Raw genomic sequence first — 20711 nt, forward strand, 5'->3', positions numbered from 1 at the left:
CGCTAAATTATTGATGTAATAACTGTTGCGACGCGGGCTTAGAGCGCAACCCGGTTTGAGTGAATCAAACCTGCGCTCTAAGCTTTTTTTACCCAATGCATAATCTTATCGATCCTCGTTCCACTCCGGTCGGATTATGCTTCACCCGCGTCGTTTTGCTTTGAACGTCAAAAATTTCTGGCTTTTTTCGCGAATCACTTATTTTTAAGGAATGGGCTTTTCCTTATTTCGTTCATCGAAGGCTAAACAGTCGGCGACAGTCAGAAGCGAACGCATTCATGCGGTCGCAGGACGTGAATTGCCTTTGCGCGTGCTTGAAAACCCGCGCGCCAAACGCCTGACACTTCGGATTGAGACCGGCGGCAAGGGTCTGCGTGTTACAATTCCACCGGGTTTGCCCGACCGTGAAGTGCAGAGTTTTTTGATCCGCCATGAAGGCTGGATTGAAAGCCGCATTGCAAAATTGCCCGATCAGGCTGGCCTTCGTGTGGGTGTGAAAATACCCATTCGCGGTGTGCCGCATCTCATCACCCATCAGCCCGGACGTGGCACGGTGGATTTGCTGGAAGGCAATATTCTGCTCGTTCATGGCGACCCCGCACATCTTTCGCGGCGCGTCGCCGATTACCTCAAGCGCGAAGTCAAACGCGACATCGAGCAACTGGTTGCCCGTCATACGGCAACCGTGGGCCGCAAAGCCAAGGCGGTCCGGTTCAAGGATACCAAAAGCCGCTGGGGATCGTGTACTTCCGATGGCGTGCTTTCCTTTTCATGGCGCATCGGCATGGCCCCGCCGCCCGTCATCAACTATCTCGTCGCCCACGAAGTGGCGCATCTGATCGAGATGAACCATGGGCCGAAATTCTGGAAACTCTGCCAAGAGCTTTGCCCCGATACCGAGCGCTGCAAAGCATGGCTCAAGCGCAATGGCAGCGCATTACAGGCTATCGACTTTACATGACATCAAATATTCAAAATGCCGCCCGGGTGCTATGGGATTACCATTGCATCTATGACGAACTTCAGACCGCCGATGTCATTATCGGCTTAGGCAGTTATGATACCCGCGTCGCAAAACATGCGGCTAGTCTTTACATGCAGGGCCTTGGCACCTGGCTCATGTTCACAGGCCATAGCGGTAACTGGACCAAAGGGCTCTACAAGGCATCGGAGGCCGAAGCCTTTGCGGAAATCGCAATTGCTGAAGGCGTGCCGGAAAGCGCGATCATCATCGAGCCAAAAGCGACCAATATCGGCGAAAACATCCTTTTTTCGCGCGAAAAGATGGTGCCAGGTGCCATCAGTCCGATTTTCGTCACCAAACCACAGACGCAACGCCGCGTGCGTGCAACGGTTGACCGGCAATGGCCGGAAGCCAAGGCTTTTGTCACAGCACCCGCTACATCTTTCGAAGATCAGCCGACAACGGCTCACGGATTCGAAAAGCTGGTCCGTGAAATGACAGGCGATTTGCGGCGCATTCTGGAATATCCGGCACTGGGTTTTCAGATTGCGCAGGCAGTTCCCCTTGAGGTCATGGAAGCGTATGATACCCTGATCGCACAGGGTTATGATGACGCGCCAGTCGAAACAGCGCCGGGAACGGCTTGAGTCCCGTCGCAATATGTGCGACGGAAACGCCATGGTTTTTGATATAAAAATATGCGGTCTCAAAACGCCTGAAGCAGTCGATGCTGCTCTCGATGGCGGAGCAACGCATATTGGCTTCATCTTCTTTCCAAAGAGCCCACGCCATCTTACCCCCGCTGATGCAGGGCGTCTGCGTGAAGCAGCAAAAGGCCGCGCCAAAGTGGTTGCTGTGAGCGTTGATGCGGATGACGAAACGCTTGATGAAATCGTTCGCGAATTAAAGCCTGACATGTTGCAGCTGCATGGCCATGAAACGCCTGAACGCGTGGGCTTTGTGAAGAAGCGCTATGGCCTGCCGGTGATAAAGGCTTTTGCAATTCGTGACGCGCACGATCTCGAAGTGATCGCGCCTTATAAGGGTATCGCAGATCGCTTTCTCTTTGATGCCAAACCGCCGAAAGGTTCAGACCTTCCCGGCGGCAATGGTGTATCCTTTGACTGGACATTGCTCGACGCGCTTGACGAAAGTGTCGATTACATGCTTTCCGGTGGACTGAACGCGGGCAACATTGCCGAGGCGCTGCAAAATACGCGTGCGCCGGGTATCGATGTATCGTCCGGCGTAGAGCGCGCACCTGGCGAAAAGGATGTGCGTCTTATTAGAGAATTCTTTCAGGCTGTGTCTGATGCCAGACAAATAGCCTGCACATGACGGAGTGGCAGCATTGAACAAGCCGGTTGAACCCAATTCCTATAAGACAGGCCCGGATGAAGAAGGCATGTTCGGCATTTTTGGCGGACGCTTTGTCGCCGAAACGCTGATGCCGCTGATCCTCGAATTGCAGGAAGCCTATGATACGGCAAAGAACGACCCTGAATTTCAGGCCGAGCTCTCCGATCTTTCGACCTATTATGCCGGTCGCCCTTCCAAGCTTTATTATGCTGAAGGCCTGACCAGACATTTGGGCGGCGCGAAGATTTACTTCAAGCGCGAAGACCTGAACCATACCGGCAGCCACAAGATCAACAATTGCCTCGGCCAGATCCTGCTTGCCAAGCGCATGGGCAAGACCCGCATCATCGCTGAAACCGGCGCTGGTCAGCACGGTGTTGCATCGGCAACCGTTGCAGCCCGCTTCGGCCTGCCTTGCGTGGTCTATATGGGTGCCACCGACGTTGAACGTCAGAAGCCAAACGTCTTCCGCATGAAACTGCTGGGTGCCGAAGTAAAGCCTGTCACGGCTGGCAATGGCACGCTCAAAGACGCCATGAACGAAGCACTTCGCGACTGGGTCACTAATGTTGAAGACACCTATTACCTGATTGGCACCGCTGCTGGTCCGCATCCTTATCCGGAACTCGTGCGCGATTTCCAGTCGGTGATTGGCGTCGAAGCGCGTAAGCAGATTCTTGAACAGGAAGGCCGTTTGCCGGATGTGATCGTTGCTGCCGTCGGCGGCGGATCGAACGCAATTGGCCTGTTCCATCCGTTCCTGGACGACGCATCGGTTAAGATCGTCGGTGTTGAAGCTGGCGGTCGCGGTCTTGATGGCGTTGAGCATTGTGCCTCGATGAGTGCAGGCAGCCCCGGCGTTCTGCATGGCAACCGCACCTATCTGCTGCAGAACGAAGATGGCCAGATTCTCGAAGGCCATTCAGTTTCCGCAGGTCTCGACTATCCGGGCGTTGGTCCTGAGCATTCATGGCTCAAAGACAGCGGCCGCGTTGACTATGTGCCGATCCTCGACGACGAAGCGCTTGAAGCTTTCCAGCTTTGCACCCGCGTTGAAGGTATTATTCCAGCGCTTGAATCCGCTCATGCGATTGCGCAAGCCGTGAAGATGGCACCAAGCATGGGCAAGGATCAGGTGATGATCGTCAATCTGTCCGGTCGCGGCGACAAGGACGTTCACACGGTCGGGCAGCTGCTCGGCATGGAAATGTGAGGATTGCATGAGCCACGCTGTTGTCGACACCAATGCTTACAGACCGCGGGCCGCATGGTTCGACGGACTGACGGAGTGTGGTTCGGCAACAATCAAGCTCAGCATCATTGAAGCCGATCCTTCCAATCCGCTTGCAGAAGCGGCTCGTGGTATCGCCCGCAGACAGATCGCATCGGTTGCAGAAAAGCTTGAGCATACGCCGCATCTCGGCGCTGGTTTTGCTATTCTGCATCAGGGTGAAGAAAGCCTGTGGCTTCTTCTGCACTGGTGGCTGGAAGGTGGCATCGCAACACAGATTCTCTGGCAGTCTGAACTCGGCGACGAGATTGAGTTCATGCCCGCACAGCCTTTGTTGATGGCCTGCGTATGGGAACTGGGGATCATCGACTTTGAACGGCGCGCCTGGATGGAGACGGTTATGTCCGGCCAATCCACCGCCGATTATCTTACGCGCATTTTGCCACGGGGCACGGTATGACCACACGCATCGACACCAAATTTGCAGCGCTCAAGTCCGAAGGACGTCCAGCACTGGTCACTTATTTCATGGGCGGCGACCCCGATTATGCGACATCGCTTGCCGTCATGAAGGCTTTGCCGAAAGCAGGCTCAGATGTGATTGAGCTTGGTATGCCTTTCTCCGATCCGATGGCTGACGGCCCTGCGATTGAAGCTGCTGGCCTGCGTTCACTTGCAGCCGGGCAGACACTGAAAAAGACCCTGCAACTGGCAGCCGATTTCCGTAAAGAGGACGACACAACGCCAATCGTCCTGATGGGTTATTACAACCCGATTTACATCTATGGCGTCGAGCGTTTCCTCGCTGATGCCAAGACGTCCGGCGTTGATGGTTTTATCATTGTCGACCTGCCGTCCGAAATGGACAAGGAACTCTGCATTCCGGCAACCGAGGCAGGCCTCAACTTCATTCGCCTGACCACGCCGACCACTGACGACAAGCGTCTTCCAAAGGTACTGACGAACTCGTCGGGCTTCGTCTATTACGTCTCGATGAACGGCATCACCGGCTCGGCAATTGCCGATACGGCGCGAGTTGCGGATGCTGTGCGTCACATCAAGAAGAGCACCGATCTGCCGATCTGTGTGGGCTTTGGTGTAAAGACGCCTGAACAGGCCGCAGCCATTGCTGAGGCAGCTGACGGCGTTGTTGTCGGCACCGCTATCGTCAAAGCAGTCGCGGGCGAACTCGATGAAAATGGTAAGGTGAAGGGTGATCCGGCAGCTGCTGTCACCAAACTTGTCAGTGCATTGGCAGCAAGTGTTCGCGCAACACGCCTTGAAGCTGCCCAATAAATCGTCCATTTAAGAAGCTAGAGCATGTCCCCCAAAAGTGGGAACCGGTTTTCCGGTGACGACATGCGTTGAGATAACGAGTTAAAGAGCGTCGTGTGAATTCGATAAAACGCGACGAGCTTTAGAGTTTTTTGAAGAACAAGAAACGGAACCAAACGTCATGAACTGGATCACCAACTACGTTCGTCCGAAGATCAATTCGATGCTCGGACGTCGCGAGATGCCGGAAAACCTTTGGATCAAAGATCCATCGACCGGTGAAATGGTGTTTCATAAAGACCTTGAGAGCAATCAGTTCGTGATCCCCGGCTCGGGCCATCACATGCGTATCAAGGGCAAGGACCGTCTGCGTTTCTTCTTCGACAATGGCGAATACACGACGCTGGAAAGCCCCAAGGTTCCAACCGATCCGCTCAAATTCCGCGACGAAAAGAAGTATATTGATCGCCTCAAGGACTATCGGTCGCGCACCGGTATGGAAGATGCGATCATTAATGGTCTTGGCACGATTGAAGGTCTGCCGATTGTCGCGACCGTTCAGGATTTCGGCTTCATGGGCGGCTCGCTCGGCATGGGTGCTGGCGAAGCCATCATTCAGGGCTTTGAAAAGGCCATTGAGCTGAAGCGTCCACTGGTTCTTTTTGCTGCATCGGGCGGCGCCCGTATGCAGGAAGGCATTCTGTCGCTCATGCAGCTGCCACGCACCACTGTTGCCGTGGAAATGCTCAAAGAAGCTGGCCTGCCTTACATCGTCGTTCTTACCAACCCAACAACGGGTGGTGTGACCGCTTCCTACGCAATGCTCGGTGATATTCATATTGCAGAGCCGGGCGCACTGATCGGCTTTGCCGGTCCTCGCGTGATCGAACAGACCATTCGCGAAAAGCTGCCTGAAGGCTTCCAGAGCGCTGAATATCTGATGGAACATGGCATGGTCGATATGGTCGTCTCACGCCTTGAGCTGAAGTCAACCATTGCACGTCTGCTCAAGATCATGACCAGACAGCCCGCCAATACCGATGCTCCGGTAGCAGCACCTTCACCAAAGAAGCCAGAAGCTGACAGCAAGGCGGCGTAATCGTGACAGGAAAAGCGGATGCCGTTATCGAACGGCTGATGCAATTGCATCCAAAAGGTTTTGATCTTTCCTTAGACCGCATCCGCGGTCTTCTGGAAAAGCTCGGCAATCCGCACCTCAACCTGCCGCCTGTGATCCATATTGCCGGCACCAACGGCAAAGGATCGGCAAGCGCTTTCTGCCGCGCGCTTCTGGAAGCGAGCGGCTTGGGCGTTCACGTTCATACCTCTCCGCATCTTGTGAACTGGCATGAACGCTATCGCCTCGCCTCCAAGAATGGCGGCAAGTTTGTTTCCGACGATGTTCTGGCTGATGCCATTGAACGCGTGGAACAGGCCAATGACGGCAAACACATCACGGTTTTCGAGGTCCTGACCGCCGTAGCCTTTGTGCTGTTTTCCGAGCATCCGGCTGATGTCGTCATCATGGAAGTGGGTCTTGGTGGACGCCTTGATGCGACCAACGTCATTGCCGAACCAGCCGTATCCCTCATCATGCCGATCTCTGTTGATCATCAGGCATTTCTGGGCGACCGTGTCGAGCTGATTGCCGTTGAAAAAGCTGGCATCATCAAACAGGATTGTCCGGTCGTCATCGGCTTCCAGCCCTTTGACGCGGCGCGCGAAGTGCTGATCTCAACCGCCGATCGCCTGGATTGCCCTCTGTCGATCTATGGACAGGATTTCTTCGCATTCGAGGAACATGGCCGCATGGTCTTCCAGAATGAAGACGGGCTGATCGATCTGCCATTACCGCGCCTGCCGGGTCGTCACCAGCTTGCCAATGCTGCCGCTGCCATTGAAGCCGTGCAGATGGCTGGTTTCACCATTACCGACAAGGCCGCTGAAAAGGCCATGATGGTCGTGGACTGGCCTGCGCGGATGCAGCGCCTCACCCATGGCAAGCTTTTCGATCTCGCGCCTGCTGCATCGGAAATCTGGCTTGATGGCGGACATAATCCCGGCGCAGGCGTTGTCATTGCAGAAGCCTTTGGCGACCTCGAGGAACGTTCCACACGGCCGTTGTTTCTCATCACCGGCATGATCAACACAAAGGACCCTGTCGGCTATTTTGAGGCCTTTACGGGCATGGCACGCCACGTCTTTACCGTGCCGATCCCATCAAGCGATGCGGGTATCCCGAATAATGAGCTGGCGATCAGTGCACAGAAGGCCGGGCTTTCGGCTGAGCCTGTTCATTCGGTCGAGAACGCACTCAAGATTTTGCATGACAGCTGGCTCGATGATGAAGCGCCGCCTCGCATTCTGATCGGTGGCTCGCTTTATCTTGCGGGCGAAGTTCTCCGCGACAATGGAACACCGCCCGTTTGAGGCGGTGTTTTCTTATCGCGGCATAATGCGCTCTACAGCATAATTCCTTAAACTTGAATCAGTTTAAGGTAAAACTATGCTGTAAATATAGAGTGTTAGAGCAACCTTTATGCGCCCAGGAGGGCGCACGGCGCTCTAGAGCATTTCCTGTTTTGATTGAGTCATTGGAAATGCTCTATCCATTTATTTTTACGCGCATCTTTTTCCGAAAACCGCTCCGCACTTTTCGAGATGCGCTCTAACGATTGTTTTCGTTTTTCCAGCCCTCAAATTTCTTAGCCCACTCATCCTTGGTGCAAGGATAGAGGCCGATAATTGCCGCGCCGTTGTTCACTTCTTCCAGAACGAAATCTTCAAAGACTTCCATGCCAACGCATTCATCGGTAATTTCATCGCAAAGATGCGCCGGAATTACCATGACACCGTCGGCATCGCCCACCAGCACATCACCCGGAAATACCGCTGCATCTCCGCAGGAAATCGGAACATTGATGTCGATGGCTTCATGCAGAGTGAGGTTTGTCGGGGCCGATGCTTTGGCGCAGTAAGCGGGCATATCAAGTTCACCAATGCCCGTCACATCACGAAAACCGCCATCCGAGACAATCCCTGCAGCGCCCCGCAAGGCAAGGCGCGTCACCAGAATGGAACCTGCGGTCGCGGCACGCGCATCCTTGCGCGCATCCATCACCAGCACATAGCCCGGAGGACAGGTTTCGATGGCCACACGCTGCTTGTGATCGGGATTACGGAAAACAGTGATCGGATTGCGGTCTTCGCGCGCTGGAATATAGCGCAGCGTAAAAGCCTGACCGACCATGTTTTCCGGTTTGCGTGCGACCTGAAACGAGCCTTGAATGAACTGGTTGCGCAGTCCGCGCTTATAGAGAGCGGTGGCAACAGATGCGGTTGAAACCTTCTTCAATTTTGCGCGGGTTTCGTCGGAGAGAATATAGTCTGACATCGGTCTGCCTCTTAATAAATGACCGGCTCGTCAACCGGACGACCAAAATCGGTTTTCAGGAAATCAAAATCGCAGCCCTTGTCGGCCTGCTCGACATGCTTGGAAAAGACGAAGCCATAGCCACGCTCATATTTGGGTTCCGGCGTTTGCCAAGCTGCACGGCGGGCAGCCAGTTCATCTTCAGAAACAAGCATGTTGAGACTGCGCGCCGGAATATCGAGTTCGACCATATCACCCGTTTTGAGCAGAGCCAGCGGTCCGCCGATAAAGGATTCCGGTGCCACATGCAGCACACAGGCACCGAAGCTTGTCCCTGACATACGCGCGTCTGAAATTCGCACCATATCCCTGAGACCAAGCTTCAGCAGAGCTTTCGGCATCGGGATCATGCCCCATTCGGGCATTCCGGGCCCGCCCTGCGGACCGGCATTGCGCAGCACAAGAACCGTGTCCGGCGTCAGCGGATAATCAGGATCATCGATAATTTTCTTCAGCTCAGGATAGCTGTCTGCGACCAGCGCCGGGCCTGTATGCCTATGAAATTTGGGGTCGCAGGCAGCGGGCTTGATCACTGCGCCATCCGGGCAGAGATTGCCCTTCAAGACGGCCAGTGACCCTTCATGATACACCGGATTGGACAACGGCCTGATAACATCTTCATTATAGATCTGCGCTTTTTCCAGCCCTTCCGTCAGCGGTTTTCCGGTGATGGTAATGGCTGAAGGATCAAGCTTGTCGCCGAGCTGACGCATCAGCGCGCGAATGCCGCCGGCATAATAAAAATCCTCCATCAGATAGGTCGAACCGGAGGGGCGGATATTGGCGATGACAGGTGTTGTTCGTCCGATACGATCAAGGTCGTCCAGTTCAAGCGGAACGCCTGCACGTCGCGCCATCGCAATCAGATGAATGATTGCATTGGTGGAGCAACCGGTCGCCATTGCAACAATAACCGAATTCTTCACCGCTGCCGGTGTGATAATCTGGTCTGGTGTCAGATCGTCCCACACCATCTCGACAATGCGGCGACCGCATTGCGTTGACATGCGCTGATGATTGGCATCAGCCGCAGGAATTGATGATGCACCAGGCAGCGACAGCCCCATGGCTTCTGCAATCACTGTCATGGTGGATGCTGTACCCATGGTCATGCAATGGCCGTAGCTGCGGGCAATGCCACCTTCAATGCCCTGCCATTCTTCCTTACCAATGGTGCCTGCGCGACGTTCATCCCAGAACTTGAACATATCCGTGCCAGATCCAAGGGTCTTTCCAGCATAATTGCCACGAAGCATGGGGCCTGCAGGCAGAAAGATGAAGGGATAGCCAGCACTGGTGGCGCCCATAATGAGTGCCGGCGTGGTCTTGTCACAGCCGCCCATCAGGACAGCACCATCAACCGGATGAGAACGCAAAAGCTCTTCCGTCTCCATCGCCAGCATGTTGCGGTAGAGCATGGTTGTTGGCTTCACATAGCTTTCAGAAAGCGACAATGCGGGAAGCTCAAGCGGAAAACCGCCTGCTTGCAGAATGCCGCGCTTCACCCACTCAACACGATCCTTGAAATGCGCATGACAAGGTTGTGCATCCGACCAGGTATTGATGATTGCGATGATTGGTTTGCCCTCCCAATCCACCGGATCATACCCCATCTGCATGGTTCTTGAACGATGGCCGGAAGAACGCTGATCATCTGGCAACATCCAGCGCGCAGAACGCAGATCTTCATATGCTTTTCTGGTCATTTCAGGGCCTTCCCGGTATTTGAGCTGCGCCAATTTCTGCAAATGCCAGGTGCATTGTCTGGCAAAAGATGAGCGGAGAACAGGAGAGCACCCGTCAGCGCTTCTCCAGGATTGAGAACTGTCATGGCTGCATCCTCACCAAGCACTGGCCTATTGATAACATCCGGCAGGTGACTTACCGGTTCAGCGCAAAAGACTGCGCGATCCTGTGGATTGAAAACATGAAGATGCCGCAACGCGCCCTCGCCTTTAAGCCGGAGGCCAGTTGATGTTTCCGGCCAGCGTATTGTCGCCTCACGGTTCCAGCCTGTGAAACAGCAATTCACCAGCGACAATTTTGACAGAGCAATTGTGTTTCCCGGAGTAAACCAGTCGATAGCTTCGGGGATACCTTGTGGTAATCCGCGTGTATCAAGCTGTGGTGCGCCATTGGATTGAAATTCAAGCGTTGCCTTGTTGGTTTTAGAAAACCACGGATGCAAGCCAATGCCGAACGGCAGAGCGCTGTCGCCTTCATTCTGGATACTCAGCGATATGCGAAAGCCATCAGGCGCAATATCGATGATTTGATCCAGCCTGTATGAGTAGGGGTGGTCGTCACTGTGAACCTCATCCCGCACATGCACCCGATTGTCGCTGGTCTCCACCACCTCCCAGCTATGCATCCTCGAAAAGCCATGAATAGCCATGCCTTCCTGTGGCGCATTGATCGGCAGCTGAACAGTTTTTCCTCCAAAAGCGAACCGCCCACCATCTATACGATTGGCAAAAGGTGCCATCACGAAGCACCCTGCTTTCAGGCCCGCTTCGGGTGTTGCGAGTGGCTCAAGTAATTCTACCCATGAGCCATCCGGGTGGTGCCACTCTGCCTCAAGCAAAGTTGCTCCATATTGGGGGGCAAGCCTCAAACGATAATTATAAGCGTTGAGTTCAACAACCATGGGCACCACAGCTTCATTCCTCACGCGAGTAGTCATGGGCGGTGAATGTTCCGCCCTGAAATCTGCGTGATACAGCATCGCCGGTTTCTGCCAGATCGCCGTAGCGGGAAGCATCATCCTGCGGAACATAACCAATCAGCGCTGCATCATCCTTCTCCCACCAGCGCGCGGCATTGGCGGAAACGCCCCAGACGATTGCAACGTCTGTTTTTGGGGCTTCAACAGCTGCTATCAGCAGCCGAACCAGATCATCATGCGAAAGCCATGTCGATAGATGCCGCGCTTCTGTTGGCTCGGGCACGCAGGAACCGATACGCAGATGCACGCTTTCAATACCGTGCTTGTCAAACATCATGCGCCCCAGCAGTTCACCATAGGCCTTGGAAAGCCCGTAATAGCCGTCGGGTCTATATGATTCATCCGCGCCAAGCGCCTTGTCGCGAGGATAAAAGCCGATCGTGTGGTTGGAGCTCGCGAAAATGACGCGCTGCTTTTCAGCCCTTGCCGCTTCAAAAACATGCGTAACACCAAGCAGATTGGCTTTGGCAACCGCATCATAGGGCTGCTCCACACTGATGCCACCAAAGTGCAAAATCGCATCCGTACCGCGCACAAGCTCGGTAATGGCACCGGCATCCATCAGATCGGCCTGAATGAACTCGGCATTCTCCGGCATAACATCGGGAAACGGTGCGATATCGGACAAGCGCAGCCAATAGCCTGCCTGTGTCAGTCTTTTAGCCAGCATACGCCCCAGATTGCCTGACGCGCCGGTGAGAAGCAGATGTTTCATCCGTTCAGACTCCCTTCATTCTGGCAATTTTCGCACCCGCAACAGGCGCCTGCATGAGGTGAATACCACCTGATTGCGGTGCAGCTTCCAATGTTTCAGATGCTCCTAGGCGATGAGACGTGACGGCAAGAAGCGTAAGATCCGGGCCGCAAAAACATGGCATTGTCGGTGCAGGAACAGGAGCCGCTATGCGATCGAGCAGCTTTCCATTGCGATCAAAGCGGTTGAGGACACCGGCAGAAACTCCGGCACTCCAGTAATGGCCATCACTATCGCAGGCACCACCATCAGGACGTCCCGTCTCTTCGTCGAGATCAGCAATGCGGGTGGGATTGCTTATCGATCCGGTTTCGACGTCAAAATCATAGCGATCAATCCATGGCCCACGGGAATCTGTGTGGAACATCGTTGCAGCATCGGCAGTCCATGCAAGACCGTTGGAAATCTCAAAGCCTTCCGCCTTGATTTCGGCTTTGCCATCAGCAGTCACACGATAGAGTTTTGAAATGGCTTCACGCTGTGGACGCGCATCCATGCTCCCGATCCAGAAGGCTCCGTCCGGTCCAATCTTGCCGTCATTCAGGCGCGATGTTTCCGGTTCGTCATAACCATCCCAAAGAGTCTGGCGTTCCAATGTTTCGGGATCAAACAGGATAATCTCGCGCGCAAGCGAAACGACCAGTCGGCCGCTTTCCGCAAGCCCGAGACAAGGAACTTCAGTCTCGAAAGACCATTCGCGCAGAGGCCCTTTATCGAGATCAATCTCATAAACTTTCTGCCCGTTGATATCGCATGCAAACAGCGTTTTACGTCTGTCATCCCAGACAGGGCTTTCAGTGAGTTGTCCGCGCAGATCGGCTATGCAGCGAAAATGGGCCATTACACAGCCCCCGTTTTACGACGGACCACATCTGGGTTATCGAGAACAAAGTCAGAGAGTTTGAGTCCCAGACCGGCACCTTCAAACGGATAGATCACACCCTTTTCGATGCGTGGCATCACAGTCACCAGATCGCGATACCAGGAGGTGTAATAGGCGCGCACAGATTCCTGAAAAATCGCATTGGGCGCATTGAGAGAAAGATGGATCGAGGCTGCGAAAACCACCGGACCAGTACAATCATGCGGCGCTATGGGGCGCTGGAACGCCTCGGCCATGGTTGCAATCTTCTTTGCTTCGGAAAGCCCGCCGCACCATGAAATATCAAGCATCACATAATCGGATGCGTCGGCACGCAGCACATCGAGAAACTGCGCACGAGTTGCCATAGTTTCACTGGCGCAGACGGGAATGCCGGACTGACGCGCATAAACGGCCAGCGCCTGCGGGTTCATCATCTTGATAGGATCTTCCGACCAGAAGGGCCGGAAGGCTTTGAGTTCACGCGCAATCGTCAGTGCCGATGTCAGATCCCACATCGAATGAAACTCGACCATGATTTCCATCTGATCGCCCACCGCATCGCGGATCTGGCGAAATGGAACGAGCGCCTTGTCGAGATCGGTTGCGTGAATGTAATTGCCGCCACTGCTCACCGCAAAGGGGTCGAACGGCCAGATTTTCATGGCCGTAATACCTTCCGACAAGAGGCCTTGCGCAAGCGCTCCGGCATCACGATGAAACGCCAGTTGATCTTCGTAAGGGCCTTCCTTTGCGTCATCCTGATCGCCGATATAACGACGGGCGCCGCTTTTGTTATAGGTATAGCCCGCACAGGTATTGTAGGTGCGGATCGAGGGGCGCGATAGACCACCAAGCAACTGATGGATCGGCTGATTGGTCAGTTGTCCGAAAATATCCCAAAGCGCGATATCAATGGCCGAAGCCGCACGTATTTCCACACCCGAAGAGCGGAAGCCGACATAAGGCTCCAGCAACAATTTTGAAATGCGATCAATTTCCAGAGGGTTCTGGCCCACCAATTGCGGAGCGATGTCGCTGTGAATATAGGCAGCAACCGCATTGGCCCCGCGGAATGTTTCGCCCAAGCCGATGATCCCCTCATCGGTATGGACCTGCACCCACAAAATATTGTTGAGGTGCGGCAGTTGTACGGTTTCAATGGCCGTAATTTTCATCATGCACTCCGAATAAATTCTGGCGTAAAACCTTTGGCCCTATCAATGCGCAGACGGCTGGCGACTGCGCGCAACAATCTGCGTTGGGTTAACAAAGCGCAGTGCCAGCAGAAGCCAGACCAGTGATGTCACCATGTAGATGACGGCCATTGCATCAATGGACTGAACCGAGCGGACACCTGCCGCAAAGACGGAATAATAAAGCGCGACCACCAGCGTCTGCGATGTCGGGCCAGCCGTCAGGAAGGTCAGTTCGAACATGGCAACCGTGCGCACCAGCACCAGCAGCATGGCTGCAAGAATGCCCGGGGTGAGCATTGGCAGCAAAACATGCAGAAACAGTTTGAAGGTGCCCGCACCAAAGACCCGCGCTGCTGCTTCAACCTTGGGATCGATCTGCTCGATAAACGGCACCATCACAAGGATGACAAAGGGGACCGTCGGCACAAGATTAGCCAGAACCACACCCCAGAAAGTTCCACCAACGCCAAACTTGTAGAGCACTGTCGCGAGCGGAATGCCAAATGTAATGGGCGGAACCAGAAGCGGCAGAAGGAAAATCAGCAGAACGATTTTCTTGCCCGGAAAATCCCGGCGCGCCATGGCGTAAGCTGCTGTCACTCCGAGAAATCCGGAAAGGATGACGACGGCAAACACGACCTGGAAAGTAACCAGCAGCACCTGATCAAGCTGGAATTCGGCCCATGCGGCGGCATACCAGCGTGTTGTGAGCGCATCGGGCAGCCATGTGCCAAGCCAGCGTGTGCCAAAACTCGAGACGACAACCGCGGCAATGACAGCCAGTACATTGAGGACAAAGAAGCCCGTTACAAGCCAGACAACCGTAATCCAGAGCTTTGAAAGGACAGATGTATCGCGGATCATGGTCTATCCTTTCCCGCCAGCGGTCGAACCGCGATAGAAGAACGAACGAAGGCCGAGCAAAGCACCCACCACAAGCAGCTGTACGGCCGCCATGATCATGGCAATGGATGATGCCATGGAGTCATCATATTGCTCGAAAGCTGCCTGCGCCGCGGCAATGGAAATCACACGCGTGGGGCCGGATGGTGCCCCCAGAAGGACCGCGGAAGGAAATACCGCAAAAGCCTGCACGAATGTCAGACATGCCGCCACCACAAGCCCCGGCACCAGAAGCGGTAACATGACATGGCGGAAGCGCCGCCAGCTGTTTGCTCCATGCGTTGCTGCGGCACGTTCCAAGGCCGGATCGATGCCGGAAATATAGGAAAGCGTCAGCAGGAAAGTGAATGGAAACACGGTAATCACGAGCGATGCAAAGACACCCCAGTAATTATTGGTGAGCTTCAACGGATTATCGATCAGGCCAAAGGCAATCAGAGTGCGGCTGAACCAGCCCTGCGGTCCGAGATAATTCAAAAGCCCTTCGGCAATCAGAACCGTTCCCAGAGTGACTGGCAGAACCAGGATTGTCGTCAGAAGACGTTGCCGCGGCATCAGCCGGACCCGCATGGCAATTGGAACGGCAAACAGGACACTGATAAGCGTCACCGGAATAGCCAGCCAGAGTGTCGCGCCTATGGTTTTATAGAGATAGGGATCTGAGAAGAACTTGCGATAATTAGCCAGTGCTCCGCCGCCATCAAGCGGGTTGAAAGACAGGACGAGGCCATAGAGAAACGGGTAAATGAAAACGCCGATAATGAAGAGCAGCGCCGGCAGAATGAGCAGTGTCACCCCATCGAAACCGCGATTGGCGAGCCTTTGACGCAGGCCGGGGCTCAAAGCCTGTTCGGAAAATCGTTCTTCCGCCATGGCCTAAGCCTCGCTCGCAAAGACCAGCGCGTGGCCTGCATCGATGCCGAGCGTGATCTTTGCGCCCGGCGCAACTTCCTGCGGTCCATGAAAGACCATTTCCATACCGCTTTCAGTCCGCGCTATGCCGACATATTCACGGCCTCGATATTCAATCGTCTCGACGGTGGCAGCAATTGTGTTGCGGCCTTTTTCACCCGACACAACATCATCTCCACGCGCCATGATAATGGCGCTACTGCCAGGCTGCAGCGTATCCATCGCGCGCCCGGTCAGTTCGCTGCCCGTTACGTCGATTGTTGCCTGTCCGTCTTCAACGCGCACAACCTTGCCACTTAAAGCGTTGCGGAAGCCCATGAAGGCTGCAACATCCTGAAAGCGCGGGGCTTCATAAAGCTCATGCGGCTTACCGACCTGCCGGATTTCCCCATCACGCAACACCACAATACGATCTGCGAGAGACAGGGCCTCATCCTGATCATGGGTCACATAGATTGTCGTCGAACCAAGCTGGTTATGAATACGTCTGATCTCAGCGCGCATCTCAAGTCGCAGCTTTGCATCAAGATTAGAGAGCGGCTCATCCATCAACACGACAGGCGGTTCAATCACGATAGCGCGCGCAATGGCAACACGTTGCTGCTGCCCGCCAGAAAGCTGGCCTGGGAGCTTTGCTTCCTGCCCCTGCAGTCTGACAAGTGCCAGCGCTGCTCGCGACCGCTTGTCTATTTCGGCTTTGGGAAGACCGCGCATCTTGAGGCCAAAGCCAACATTCTGCAGCACGTTCATATGTGGAAACAGGGCATAGTTCTGAAACACCATGCCGAAACCGCGATCTTCCGGTTTAAGCTGATCGACGCGTTTTTCATCAATATAAATACCGCCGCCGGTCGTACCCAGAAGACCTGCGATACAGTTGAGCGCCGTGGATTTTCCGCAGCCTGAAGGGCCCAGAAGGGCAATGAACTCACCTTTTCCAATCGTGAGGTTGATTTCCCTCAGCGCATTGAAAGTTCCAAATGAGCGGCTCATTCGATCAAGCCGAAGTTCTTGAAAGGACATTGACGCAAGCACCGTAAATTGAGTGGTGATCTTAGGCGGCTAATGGCGGACCGTATGATCCGCCATTGACGCTTTGGAGGAGCCTTAGCTGGCTGCGACGTCTTCGTCCCAGCGCCGGAAAGCAGCTACCAGAGCTTCCGGCTCAAGCGGCAATTCAATCGGATTGTTTGCAATCCAGTCGGCATATTCCGGACGACCAAACTCGGCAATCACGTCCTGGCTTTCCTTCGGTGCCATCTCGATCGTGACATCCTTGACCGCAGGACCCGGATAGAAATAGCCCGCATCGTAGGAATAGGCCTGCTGATCAGGCTTGAGCGCGAACTTGATAAACTCCATCAGGACCGCGACCTTTTCTTCGGAAACGCCTTTCGGAATTGCGAAGTAATGCGCGTCACAGACCCAGTGGAAACCTTCCAGTTTGCTGACTGCCATTTCTTTTGGAACAACGCCCAACGCACGCGGGTTGATATCCCAACCGGTTGTGGTTGCGGTCATATAGCGCGTGCCTTCGCCGAGCTCTTTCATCAGAGCGCCGGTGCCGGCAGGATAATATTCGATATTCTTGTGCAGTTCCTTGAGATAGGCCCAGGTCTTGTCCCAGCCCTTGACCGGATCTTTCGGATCGCTGTCGCCAAGAAGGTAAGGCAGGCCCATCAGGAACGTGCGGCCCGGGCCTGAATTTGCCGGACGTGCATAGATGAATTTGTTTGGATTTTCCTTGGTCCAGGCCAGAAGCTCTTCGGCCGTCTTTGGCGGCGTCTTGACCTTCTCAGGGTGATATTCGAGCAATGGACCGGACGGGTAATAGGAAACCACAACGCCTTTGCCCTTTGACATTTCCTGCATACGCCAGGCGGGCTCGAGATAGATATCCTGCAATTTTGGCAGGCCATTGTCTGGAAGAGCAATGATATCGGTCCAGATATCGTCAGCAAGCCCTGCCGATAGCGCATCTGGGCCAATAATCACCAGATCGATATCGATACGGTTGGCGCGCTGTTGCGCCTTGATCTTGCCCGGCAGTTCCGGTGCTGGTGCTTTGTTGAACGTGAAGCGCGAAACGAGCGCTTTTTGTTCAGAAGCAAAATTGTCGAAAATCGGCTGCGTCAACGCGAGATTGCCAGCCGCGTCAATGACATTCAGGGCGACAGGCGATGATGGCAGCTTTGCCGATTGTGCCCATGCAGCACCCTTGGGCAGCAAAAGTCCTGCGCCAGTTGCAAGTCCGGCCCCCGCCATGAATGTGCGGCGTGAAATTCCTTTGGTCATGTTCTCCTCCACCTTTTTTACTTGTCCCGCACACACCGCTTCCTCCTGTCGGTACGCGCCGGTTTTCTATTTTTCAGACAATTGCATCGGTCTCCCAACCCGCAACGACCTTTTCGAGCGCCTTGCGGTCAGCCGTTTCAAGTTTAGGCAGGCCCGGTAACCGCACATCGCCAACAGCAAGGCCCTGAATTTGCAGTGCTTCCTTCACCACTGTGACGTTTGCACCATTGCGGTATTTGGTCCGCATGGTTTCAAAATCGGCGATGCTTTCAACAACGGCACGAGCACGGGCGTAATCACCAGCTTCCAGCGCGTCCCACACAGCCAGCGAGCGGTCAGGAGCCACATTAACGAGACCGGATGTGAAACCCCGCCCGCCTAATGCGTAAAACGGCAGTGCCCAGCTTTCGGCGAGACCACAAATCCACGTCGCATCGGTTCCCTTGGTTGCGCGGCAGCATTCAAAGAACAACATCGTGTTCTGCGATGCGAATTTCACACCGGCAACCTTCGGATGGGTTGCAAGCCGGACCATCTCGTCCAACGGGATCAGATCGGAGCGGATATAGGCAACGATCGGAAGGTCGGTGGCTTCTGCAATCTCGATAAAGTAATCGACCTGTGCATGAGGGGCAGCAAAGGGATCAAGTGGATGATGGATCATCACACCATCCGCACCCTCAGCCTGTGCGGCTTTTGAGACCTTGATTGCATCGCGGACCGAGCGTCCGGCTGCGGCTGTTACCGCAGCTTTGCCATCAACCGCCTTGACGGCGATTGCCTGCAGGCGGATCACTTCATCCACAGTCATGCTGTAGAACTCACCGGTATTGCCGCCGGTGACGATGTTATGCACGCCAGCTTTTGCGATACGCGCAACAATTTCGGTGGTTAGTGCGGCATCAATCTCGCCATCTGTGTTATAGGCAGTCGCATGCACGCCCGAGATGCCTCTCAGCACCCCGCGGTATTCCGCTAAATTCATATTACCCTCCCAGGTACTGGTCAGAAGACCAGTTCGATATGTGTATCCCCCGCTTTCACGATGTGCTCCCGCATCAATCGCTCGGCTAAATCCCCGTTTCTGGCCGTAATGGCCTGCATGATCGCTTCGTGTTCGCCAAATGATTGTCGACGCACATCTTCGCGAGACAGCACCGTTACCCGTGCCGCATGATCATACATCCGCTGCGCATTTTGCAGCCGTCGCAGATATTCGCATCCCGATGCCTCGTGAATGGCATCATGAAATTTCTCATTGAGCTCGATCAGCGCATCCACATCACCGGATTCAACAGCGGCCCGCATTTCCTCAATGACTGCGCGAAGAAAGGCAAAAGCTTCTTCATCGCCGTGTTTTGCAGCCTGACGCGCGATAATGCTTTCAAGCGCTGCACGCGCCAGCGTCATCTCTTCGGCCTGTCGCGCATTGAACGAAACAAACGTACCGCGTCGCGCTTCCGTGCGTACCAGCCCCTCACCCTCCAACTGGCGAAGCGCTTCTTTCAAAGGACTGGTGCTGATACCCAGATCAGCAGCCAACTGTCGCTCATTCAATCTGTCGCCAGACTTCAGCCGACCCGAAATGATCGCCTCCCGCAGATCGTCATGCACATGATCTCTAAGGCTCTTCACCTTGATCGGTGAAAATGGGGAAACACTGTCACGCAAGGGCGCACCTGCTTGTCATCCGAAATTACTACCCGATCTTGGAGCAGCTGATTAAATATGTCAATATCTGATGTATCAGACATCAGATATGCGATTTACAAGATTTTCCAGTTGATTACAAAGTTCATTACTCATTGAATTAATTATGTTTTCTTCAGAAAATCGGAAATAGGCGAACCACTGAAGAGACGCGTAAAACAGACAGGATAAAAAAATAGCTGCCATGAGTGGCAAAGCATTTGCCATTCATAGCAGCCAAAAGAAGACAGAATCGTTGCGGTTAGCGAGCCAAACCTGCCGCTAACAAATATTGAACCGATTGCTGGATTTTGTTCTTATCGCGCAATTCGAGAATAAGGCGTGGATTGCTTTCCAGCTTCGACAAAGCTGCAAAAACAGCGTGCCAGCGGATCGTGCCTTCGCCGATTGCCCAATGGCGATCTGCATGGCCGTCAGCGTCCTGAAGATGAACATGCTCAAGACGATTTCCCGCGCGGCTGATGAAATAATCAACCGGATGCGCGCCCATGGAGCCATAGGCAAAATGCGCGTGTCCCGTATCAACGGAAACGGCTACAGACTTCGACTGAAAACTATCGGCCAGAATACGGCGCAGATCTGGATCGATATCTTCGATATTTTCGATCACAAGCGTACAGCCAATTTCTTCTGCGCGTTTTACGACTGAAGCAAGTGTGCCATGGGCATAGTCAACAATGTCCTCAGCGCTGCCCGCCACATTGTCGCGATTATTGTTGAACCAGAAATTATAAGGGCTGTGTACGACCATCTGCGTCGCGCCAATATATTCACAGACTTCCAGACCCTGCAGGTAGCGCTCGCGAACAATCTTGCGAATGTCTTCATCCGCATTCGACATGTTAAGTCCCCAGAACGGACCATGGATGCCAAGGCGTCCCTGATAGCCATCCAGAAGCGTTTTGATGCGGTTTGCAGGGGTTTTCCAATCACCCTTCAACAGGCTGACATCAAAGAAATCCTGGATTTCCAGATCGCGGTTTTCAGAAACGATAAAATCGAGATGATTTTCGAGATAGGACAAAGGCACGGCTGCGCCGAGCAGCGGCAGATCAGACATGGGATTTTTCCTGCGTTTGGCTGGATGGA

The 20711-nt window shown here is 54.2% G+C and carries 21 protein-coding genes; 8 read left to right on the plus strand and 13 right to left on the minus strand.

The window, feature by feature from the left end; all coding sequences use genetic code 11:
* The first annotated feature begins 211 nt into the window (after nucleotides 1-211).
* The 8 genes from ABWV94_RS06320 to ABWV94_RS06355 all read left to right on the plus strand — a co-directional run bounded on the left by ABWV94_RS06320 (nucleotide 212) and on the right by ABWV94_RS06355 (nucleotide 7259).
* A complete protein-coding gene (locus ABWV94_RS06320) occupies nucleotides 212-961 on the plus strand; it encodes a M48 family metallopeptidase (RefSeq protein WP_064322264.1) in 750 nt (249 codons plus the stop codon).
* A complete protein-coding gene (locus ABWV94_RS06325) occupies nucleotides 958-1611 on the plus strand; it encodes a YdcF family protein (protein WP_113496145.1) in 654 nt (217 codons plus the stop codon). Before ABWV94_RS06320 ends, ABWV94_RS06325 begins: the two co-directional genes overlap by 4 nt.
* A gap of 31 nt (nucleotides 1612-1642) precedes the next feature.
* Nucleotides 1643-2302, plus strand: coding sequence for a phosphoribosylanthranilate isomerase (locus ABWV94_RS06330; protein ID WP_113496146.1), 660 nt, complete (start codon nucleotides 1643-1645; stop codon nucleotides 2300-2302).
* A 13-nt stretch (nucleotides 2303-2315) separates the two neighbouring features.
* Nucleotides 2316-3536 (plus strand): tryptophan synthase subunit beta, encoded by a 1221-nt coding sequence (gene trpB / locus ABWV94_RS06335; RefSeq protein ID WP_113496147.1) that lies wholly within the window; start codon nucleotides 2316-2318, stop codon nucleotides 3534-3536.
* 7 nt (nucleotides 3537-3543) lie between these two features.
* Nucleotides 3544-4014 carry a hypothetical protein gene (locus tag ABWV94_RS06340; RefSeq protein ID WP_113496148.1) on the plus strand — a complete coding sequence of 157 codons (471 nt, stop codon included), beginning with the start codon at nucleotides 3544-3546 and terminating at the stop codon, nucleotides 4012-4014.
* The gene (trpA, locus tag ABWV94_RS06345) at nucleotides 4011-4850 is read left to right on the plus strand and encodes a tryptophan synthase subunit alpha (protein WP_007872619.1); all 840 of its coding nucleotides are present in this window, start codon (nucleotides 4011-4013) and stop codon (nucleotides 4848-4850) included. The genes ABWV94_RS06340 and trpA overlap by 4 nt, the downstream gene beginning before the upstream one ends.
* 160 nt (nucleotides 4851-5010) lie before the next feature.
* Nucleotides 5011-5928, plus strand: coding sequence for an acetyl-CoA carboxylase, carboxyltransferase subunit beta (accD, locus tag ABWV94_RS06350; protein ID WP_007872617.1), 918 nt, complete (start codon nucleotides 5011-5013; stop codon nucleotides 5926-5928).
* Between the two features lie 38 nt (nucleotides 5929-5966).
* Nucleotides 5967-7259 (plus strand): bifunctional folylpolyglutamate synthase/dihydrofolate synthase, encoded by a 1293-nt coding sequence (locus tag ABWV94_RS06355; protein WP_083898611.1) that lies wholly within the window; start codon nucleotides 5967-5969, stop codon nucleotides 7257-7259.
* A 238-nt stretch (nucleotides 7260-7497) separates the two neighbouring features.
* On the opposite strand, the gene ABWV94_RS06360 is transcribed toward ABWV94_RS06355, so the two are convergent.
* The 13 genes from ABWV94_RS06360 to ABWV94_RS06420 all read right to left on the minus strand — a co-directional run bounded on the left by ABWV94_RS06360 (nucleotide 7498) and on the right by ABWV94_RS06420 (nucleotide 20682).
* The gene (locus ABWV94_RS06360) at nucleotides 7498-8223 is read right to left on the minus strand and encodes a ribonuclease activity regulator RraA (RefSeq protein WP_064322262.1); all 726 of its coding nucleotides are present in this window, start codon (nucleotides 8221-8223) and stop codon (nucleotides 7498-7500) included.
* Between the two features lie 11 nt (nucleotides 8224-8234).
* Entirely contained in the window at nucleotides 8235-9968 is a 1734-nt protein-coding gene (araD, locus tag ABWV94_RS06365) for an L-arabinonate dehydratase (RefSeq protein ID WP_007872608.1), read from the minus strand.
* Nucleotides 9965-10945 (minus strand): aldose epimerase family protein, encoded by a 981-nt coding sequence (locus tag ABWV94_RS06370; RefSeq protein ID WP_162761625.1) that lies wholly within the window; start codon nucleotides 10943-10945, stop codon nucleotides 9965-9967. The genes araD and ABWV94_RS06370 overlap by 4 nt, the downstream gene beginning before the upstream one ends.
* Nucleotides 10923-11702, minus strand: a complete 780-nt coding sequence (locus ABWV94_RS06375) for an NAD-dependent epimerase/dehydratase family protein (RefSeq protein ID WP_113496150.1) — start codon at nucleotides 11700-11702, stop codon at nucleotides 10923-10925. The genes ABWV94_RS06370 and ABWV94_RS06375 overlap by 23 nt, the downstream gene beginning before the upstream one ends.
* A gap of 4 nt (nucleotides 11703-11706) precedes the next feature.
* On the minus strand, nucleotides 11707-12582 hold the full coding sequence (locus ABWV94_RS06380) for an SMP-30/gluconolactonase/LRE family protein (protein WP_113496151.1): 876 nt from the start codon (nucleotides 12580-12582) through the stop codon (nucleotides 11707-11709).
* A complete protein-coding gene (locus ABWV94_RS06385; protein WP_113496152.1) occupies nucleotides 12582-13781 on the minus strand; it encodes a mandelate racemase/muconate lactonizing enzyme family protein in 1200 nt (399 codons plus the stop codon). Before ABWV94_RS06385 ends, ABWV94_RS06380 begins: the two co-directional genes overlap by 1 nt.
* 42 nt (nucleotides 13782-13823) lie before the next feature.
* Nucleotides 13824-14666, minus strand: coding sequence for an ABC transporter permease (locus ABWV94_RS06390; protein ID WP_007872592.1), 843 nt, complete (start codon nucleotides 14664-14666; stop codon nucleotides 13824-13826).
* A 3-nt stretch (nucleotides 14667-14669) separates the two neighbouring features.
* On the minus strand, nucleotides 14670-15578 hold the full coding sequence (locus ABWV94_RS06395) for an ABC transporter permease (protein ID WP_113496153.1): 909 nt from the start codon (nucleotides 15576-15578) through the stop codon (nucleotides 14670-14672).
* Between the two features lie 3 nt (nucleotides 15579-15581).
* A complete protein-coding gene (locus tag ABWV94_RS06400) occupies nucleotides 15582-16640 on the minus strand; it encodes an ABC transporter ATP-binding protein (protein ID WP_112804502.1) in 1059 nt (352 codons plus the stop codon).
* A gap of 84 nt (nucleotides 16641-16724) precedes the next feature.
* A complete protein-coding gene (locus ABWV94_RS06405; protein ID WP_007872585.1) occupies nucleotides 16725-17912 on the minus strand; it encodes an extracellular solute-binding protein in 1188 nt (395 codons plus the stop codon).
* A 73-nt stretch (nucleotides 17913-17985) separates the two neighbouring features.
* On the minus strand, nucleotides 17986-18897 hold the full coding sequence (locus tag ABWV94_RS06410) for a dihydrodipicolinate synthase family protein (RefSeq protein WP_112804500.1): 912 nt from the start codon (nucleotides 18895-18897) through the stop codon (nucleotides 17986-17988).
* Nucleotides 18898-18917: 20 nt separating this feature from the next.
* Nucleotides 18918-19526, minus strand: coding sequence for a GntR family transcriptional regulator (locus ABWV94_RS06415; protein WP_007872579.1), 609 nt, complete (start codon nucleotides 19524-19526; stop codon nucleotides 18918-18920).
* A gap of 337 nt (nucleotides 19527-19863) precedes the next feature.
* Complete coding sequence (locus tag ABWV94_RS06420) at nucleotides 19864-20682, minus strand: sugar phosphate isomerase/epimerase family protein (RefSeq protein ID WP_007872576.1); 819 nt, start codon at nucleotides 20680-20682, stop codon at nucleotides 19864-19866.
* Nucleotides 20683-20711 lie beyond the last annotated feature (29 nt).

Origin of the sequence: Brucella sp. NBRC 12953, from assembly GCF_040369775.1 — a bacterium.
Taxonomy (GTDB): Bacteria; Pseudomonadota; Alphaproteobacteria; order Rhizobiales; family Rhizobiaceae; genus Brucella; species Brucella pseudogrignonensis.